Genomic DNA, 872 nt, shown 5'->3' with positions numbered 1-872 from the left:
CGATGACTTTGATAATCTGACGCTTCTCAAGTTGCCACCTTATTCACCGGAGTTGAATCCAATAGAGCAGGTATGGCAATGGCTGCGTCAAAATGTGTTGGCCAATCGTTGTTTTAGTGGTTATGACGATATTGTCGAACAGTGCTCTATCGCATGGAATACCTTCATTGAGAAGAAAGCAAGAGTGATAGAATTGTGTACTAGACCGTGGACAATTTTGACCAGTTAATTAATGTAATTGGTATAAAAGTCTGAAATAAAGGAAGGAAAAAACGTAAAGAACTAGCAGAAGAAACAAAACTAAAATGAATAGAACAATACTCGATAGCATTGGTCTTTAAATGACAATTTAACAAATTGCACACGCAAAAAAGCCAGCTTATTCAGCTGGCTTGGTTACATCTCAATGAGATAATTAGGCGCTTGGCGATGACCTACTCTCACATGGGGAGACCCCACACTACCATCGGCGCGTTTGCGTTTCACTTCTGAGTTCGGGATGGGATCAGGTGGTTCCACAAGGCTATTGTCACCAAGCAAATTCTGTTTATTGCCGTGTCCATCGCTGGACCACGTTAATAATAATTCGGAAAGCTGATTTGCTTTGTTTGAGTTCACACTTCATCAAGTGTCGATATTCTGTCTAAGGCTGCTTATAAAACCCATCTGGGTTGTATGGTTAAGCCTCTCGAGTCATTAGTACATGTTAGCTCAACGCCTCACAACGCTTACACACCATGCCTATCAACGTCCTAGTCTCGAACGGCTCTTTAGAGGAATTAAATTCCTAGGGATGACTCATCTTAGGGCTCGCTTCCCGCTTAGATGCTTTCAGCGGTTATCGATTCCGAACGTAGCTACCGGGCAATGCC

At 42.7% G+C, this 872-nt stretch carries 1 protein-coding gene and 2 rRNA genes; 1 reads left to right on the top strand and 2 read right to left on the bottom strand.

Going from position 1 to position 872, the window contains the following annotated elements:
* Positions 1-229: transposase (locus tag L5M38_RS24260; RefSeq protein WP_263176513.1), on the top strand; the 229-nt coding region annotated here is incomplete at its 5' end.
* A gap of 192 nt (positions 230-421) precedes the next feature.
* On the opposite strand, the gene rrf is transcribed toward L5M38_RS24260, so the two are convergent.
* Together rrf and L5M38_RS24250 are read right to left on the bottom strand one after the other, a co-directional pair.
* Positions 422-537, bottom strand: a 5S ribosomal RNA gene (rrf, locus tag L5M38_RS24255).
* Positions 538-675: 138 nt separating this feature from the next.
* A 23S ribosomal RNA gene (locus tag L5M38_RS24250) occupies positions 676-872 on the bottom strand; the annotation flags it as partial.

It is taken from the genome of Shewanella sp. SM101, assembly GCF_025654465.1.
GTDB lineage: Bacteria > Pseudomonadota > Gammaproteobacteria > Enterobacterales > Shewanellaceae > Shewanella > Shewanella oncorhynchi.
Note: the sequence above shows the minus strand (reverse complement) of the source record. Positions and strands in the feature narration are given on the sequence as shown.